The sequence below is a fragment of the Gordonia sihwensis NBRC 108236 genome, assembly GCF_000333035.1.
Lineage (GTDB): Bacteria > Actinomycetota > Actinomycetes > Mycobacteriales > Mycobacteriaceae > Gordonia > Gordonia sihwensis.
In genome coordinates this window covers 1-5,688 of sequence record NZ_BANU01000043.1, presented here as the reverse complement: position 1 = coordinate 5,688, position 5,688 = coordinate 1, and the positions used below count along the sequence as shown (strand labels likewise).

At 55.0% G+C, this 5,688-nt stretch carries 3 rRNA genes; all 3 read right to left on the bottom strand.

Going from position 1 to position 5,688, the window contains the following annotated elements:
* Window position 1: 1 nt before the first annotated feature.
* Window positions 2–118: ribosomal RNA gene (gene rrf / locus GSI01S_RS18635) — 5S ribosomal RNA — on the bottom strand.
* A gap of 179 nt (window positions 119–297) precedes the next feature.
* A 23S ribosomal RNA gene (locus GSI01S_RS18630) occupies window positions 298–3,441 on the bottom strand.
* A gap of 454 nt (window positions 3,442–3,895) precedes the next feature.
* A 16S ribosomal RNA gene (locus GSI01S_RS18625) occupies window positions 3,896–5,416 on the bottom strand.
* The 16S, 23S and 5S rRNA genes sit together here, the layout of an rRNA operon.
* Between the last annotated feature and the right edge of the window lie 272 nt (window positions 5,417–5,688).

The window sequence follows — 5,688 nt, the reverse complement described above, 5'->3', positions numbered from 1 at the left end:
TGTTCGGCGGTGTCCTACTCTCCCACACCCATTACAGTGCAGTACCATCGGCGCAGGTGGGCTTAGCTTCCGGGTTCGGAATGGGACCGGGCGTTTCCCCACCGCTATAGCCGCCGTAACAATATGAAACCATCCACACCACAATCTATAACCAGATCGTGGTGTGTGTGTTGTTTCAGAAGTACATAGTGGATGAACGAGCAAACATTCTGTGTGCGTGTAACAATCACCGAAACCGACCCACACAACCCATCCGTCGTGATTCGTTGAATCCGAAAAGAATTGTTGGTGAGTGTTGTTGGTAAGTCCTCGGCCGATTAGTACCGGTCACCTGAACACATTACTGTGCGTACAGTTCCGGCCTATCAACCCCATCATCTGTAGGGGGCCTTACCCCACCCGAAGGTGGGTGAGAAACCTCATCTTGGAACAGGCTTCCCGCTTAGATGCTTTCAGCGGTTATCCCTTCCGAACGTAGCTAACCAGCAGTGCTCCTGGCGGAACAACTGGCACACCAGAGGTTCGTCCGTCCCGGTCCTCTCGTACTAGGGACAGGTTTCCTCAAGTTTCTACACGCGCGCGGCGGATAGAGACCGAACTGTCTCACGACGTTCTAAACCCAGCTCGCGTGCCGCTTTAATGGGCGAACAGCCCAACCCTTGGGACCTACTCCAGCCCCAGGATGCGACGAGCCGACATCGAGGTGCCAAACCATCCCGTCGATATGGACTCTTGGGGAAGATCAGCCTGTTATCCCCGGGGTACCTTTTATCCGTTGAGCGACACCGCTTCCACATGCCGGTGCCGGATCACTAGTCCCGACTTTCGTCCCTGCTCGACATGTACGTCTCACAGTCAAGCTCCCTTGTGCACTTACACTCAACACCTGATTGCCATCCAGGCTGAGGGAACCTTTGGGCGCCTCCGTTACACTTTAGGAGGCAACCGCCCCAGTTAAACTACCCACCAGGCACTGTCCCTGAACCCGATCAGGGTCCGAGGTTAGAAGCCCAATACGATCAGAGTGGTATTTCAACAACGACTCCACCCACACTAGCGTGCCGGCTTCACAGTCTCCCACCTATCCTACACAAACCGCACCGAACACCAATACCAAGCTATAGTGAAGGTCCCGGGGTCTTTTCGTCCTGCCGCGCGTAACGAGCATCTTTACTCGTACTGCAATTTCGCCGAGCCTGTGGTTGAGACAGCAGAGAAGTCGTTACGCCATTCGTGCAGGTCGGAACTTACCCGACAAGGAATTTCGCTACCTTAGGATGGTTATAGTTACCACCGCCGTTTACTGGGGCTTAAATTCTCAGCTTCACCACCCCGAAAGATGATTAACCGGTCCTCTTAACCTTCCAGCACCGGGCAGGCGTCAGTCCGTATACATCGTCTTACGACTTCGCACGGACCTGTGTTTTTAGTAAACAGTCGCTTCTCTCTGGTCTCTGCGACCACCACCAGCTCACACCGAAAAAGTGATCACCGGTCGTGGTCCCCCTTCTCCCGAAGTTACGGGGGCAATTTGCCGAGTTCCTTAACCACAGTTCACTCGATCGCCTTAGTATTCTCTACCTGACCACCTGTGTCGGTTTGGGGTACGGGCCGTGTACCAACTCACTAGAGGCTTTTCTCGACAGCATAGGATCACCGAATTCACCACAACGGCTACGCATCACCTCTCAGGCTCAAAAAGACACGGATTTGCCTATGTCTCACCCTACAGGCTTACACCAACTATTCCACCAGTTGGCCCGGCTACCTTCCTGCGTCACCCCATCGCTTGACTACTACACCCAAGGTCCCACGCAGCCACCATCAGAGAAATCCGAAGAAATCAACGACAGCTTTTGGATGGTTAGTACAGATGATTCATCACTGGGCGCGGATACACGGGTACGGGAATATCAACCCGTTGTCCATCGACTACGCCTGTCGGCCTCGCCTTAGGTCCCGACTCACCCTGGGCGGATTAACCTGGCCCAGGAACCCTTGGTCATCCGGCGGACAAGTTTCTCACTTGTCTTTCGCTACTCATGCCTGCATTCTCACTCCCACACCCTCCACAACTGGATCACTCCGCTGCTTCCACGGATGCAGGACGCTCCCCTACCCACCCACACCACTACACACCCACCCGCAGGCAGGCATGGATGAAATGTGTGAGTGCCGCGGCTTCGGCGGTGTACTTGAGCCCCGCTAAATTGTCGGCGCAGAATCACTTGACCAGTGAGCTATTACGCACTCTTTCAAGGGTGGCTGCTTCTAAGCCAACCTCCTGGTTGTCTCAGCGACCCCACATCCTTTTCCACTTAGTACACGCTTAGGGGCCTTAGCCGGCGATCTGGGCTGTTTCCCTCTCGACTACGAAGCTTATCCCCCGCAGTCTCACTGCCACGCTCTCACTTACCGGCATTCGGAGTTTGGCTGACGTCAGTAACCTGATAGGGCCCATCGGCCATCCAGTAGCTCTACCTCCAGTAAGAAACACGCAACGCTGCACCTAAATGCATTTCGGGGAGAACCAGCTATCACGGAGTTTGATTGGCCTTTCACCCCTACCCACAACTCATCCCCTCCATTTTCAACTGAAGTGGGTTCGGGCCTCCACAACCTCTTACAGCTGCTTCACCCTGGCCATGGGTAGATCACTCCGCTTCGGGTCTAGACCCAGCGACTCAACACGCCCTATTCAGACTCGCTTTCGCTACGGCTACCCCACACGGGTTAACCTCGCCACTGAGCACTAACTCGCAGGCTCATTCTTCAAAAGGCACGCCATCACCCACCACCCCAAAAGGTGCGCAGGCTCTGACGGATTGTAAGCGTCCGGTTTCAGGTACTATTTCACTCCCCTCCCGGGGTACTTTTCACCTTTCCCTCACGGTACTAGTCCGCTATCGGTCACCAGAAAGTATTTAGGCTTACCGGGTGGTCCCGGCAGATTCACAGCAGATTCCACGAGCCCGCTGCTACTTGGGAACAATCGAAGCCAGTCAACACGCTTTCAGCTACGGGACTCTCACCCACTACGGCAGACCATTCCAGGCCACTTCACCTAACATGTCGATTTATCACTGACCCACCGCACGGCAGCACGATGAACGATCACCCCACAACCCCACACGCACAACCCCTGCCGAGTATCACATACGCATGGTTTAGCCTCCTCCGCTTTCGCTCGCCACTACTCACGGAATCACACTTGTTTTCTCTTCCTGTGGGTACTGAGATGTTTCACTTCCCCACGTTCCCTCCACACCCGCTATACATTCACGAGTGGGTAACACCACATCACTGGTGCTGGGTTTCCCCATTCGGACACCCTCGGATCACAGCTCGTTTGACAACTCCCCGAGGACTATCGCGGCCTACCACGTCCTTCATCGGCTCCTGGTACCAAGGCATCCACCGAACGCCCTCAAACACTTACAACAACACCCACAAACACACCCCACACACCACAACAGTGCCCGAGACGCGAATGCGGACAACAAACAAAAACAACGATCACAACACGCGATCGCACAAACCAGAATCGAAATTGCAGAACACACAACCCAACAAGAACACGAAAGAACTCGCTGGGCTAGATGCTCGCATCCACTATGCACTTCTCAAACAACACACACCCACCACCCCCAACACCCCACACTCGGGGCGGAAAACAGTGAGCACCAAGACAACCCGCGCAGAACGCGTGTTCCCTCAGAACCCCGATAGTGTGCTTCGTCCACAACCGCAATCACTCACGGTCGACCACCCGCCGGCCCGCCCGCATCTCGCAGGCCACCGACAAACAAATGATGGATTCTTGTGTTTCACCCATGAACAAACACCGACCCGATACACATTCGGCACCAGCATCGACGTGTTGTTTGCTCCTTAGAAAGGAGGTGATCCAGCCGCACCTTCCGGTACGGCTACCTTGTTACGACTTCGTCCCAATCGCCGATCCCACCTTCGACAGCTCCCTCCACAAGGGTTAGGCCACCGGCTTCGGGTGTTACCGACTTTCATGACGTGACGGGCGGTGTGTACAAGGCCCGGGAACGTATTCACCGCAGCGTTGCTGATCTGCGATTACTAGCGACTCCGACTTCATGGGGTCGAGTTGCAGACCCCAATCCGAACTGAGACGCGCTTTAAGGGATTCGCTCCACCTCACGGTCTCGCAGCCCTCTGTACGCGCCATTGTAGCATGTGTGAAGCCCTGGACATAAGGGGCATGATGACTTGACGTCATCCCCACCTTCCTCCGAGTTGACCCCGGCAGTCTCCTGCAAGTCCCCGGCATAACCCGCTGGCAATACAGGACAAGGGTTGCGCTCGTTGCGGGACTTAACCCAACATCTCACGACACGAGCTGACGACAGCCATGCACCACCTGTACACCAACCACAAGGGGGGCCGTATCTCTACGGCTTTCTGGTGTATGTCAAACCCAGGTAAGGTTCTTCGCGTTGCATCGAATTAATCCACATGCTCCGCCGCTTGTGCGGGCCCCCGTCAATTCCTTTGAGTTTTAGCCTTGCGGCCGTACTCCCCAGGCGGGGTACTTAATGCGTTAGCTACGGCACGGAACTCGTGAAATGAGCCCCACACCTAGTACCCACCGTTTACGGCGTGGACTACCAGGGTATCTAATCCTGTTCGCTCCCCACGCTTTCGCTCCTCAGCGTCAGTTACTACCCAGAGACCCGCCTTCGCCACCGGTGTTCCTCCTGATATCTGCGCATTTCACCGCTACACCAGGAATTCCAGTCTCCCCTGTAGTACTCAAGTCTGCCCGTATCGCCTGCACGCCTGCAATTGAGTTGCAGAATTTCACAGACGACGCGACAAACCGCCTACGAGCTCTTTACGCCCAGTAATTCCGGACAACGCTCGCACCCTACGTATTACCGCGGCTGCTGGCACGTAGTTGGCCGGTGCTTCTTCTCCAGGTACCGTCACTTACGCTTCGTCCCTAGCGAAAGAGGTTTACAACCCGAAGGCCGTCATCCCTCACGCGGCGTCGCTGCATCAGGCTTGCGCCCATTGTGCAATATTCCCCACTGCTGCCTCCCGTAGGAGTCTGGGCCGTGTCTCAGTCCCAGTGTGGCCGATCACCCTCTCAGGTCGGCTACCCGTCGTCGCCTTGGTAGGCCATTACCCCACCAACAAGCTGATAGGCCGCGGGCCCATCCTGAACCGCAAAAGCTTTCCACCACCAACCATGCAATCAGTGGTCCTATCCGGTATTAGACCCAGTTTCCCAGGCTTATCCCAGAGTCCAGGGCAGATCACCCACGTGTTACTCACCCGTTCGCCACTCGAGTACCCAGCAAGCTGGGCCTTTCCGTTCGACTTGCATGTGTTAAGCACGCCGCCAGCGTTCGTCCTGAGCCAGGATCAAACTCTCCAACAAAAAATGCAGAAACCACAAGATTTCAACACAAAGCCAGAAAACAGAACCTGACCAAATCCAAAAAACTGACATGGTAAAAAATTCATCCAAAACACTCACCAACCCCCCAAAAGGGCCGGCAAGCACAATCTGTCCAAAAATCTCCCACGCCACAAAACAAAAAATAGTGGCACAAGAAATCCAAAACACACTATCGAGTTCTCAAAGAACACACACCCACCAGAACCAACCCCCACAAACAAGGGCCGAACACCAGCAGACATCTGCAATTA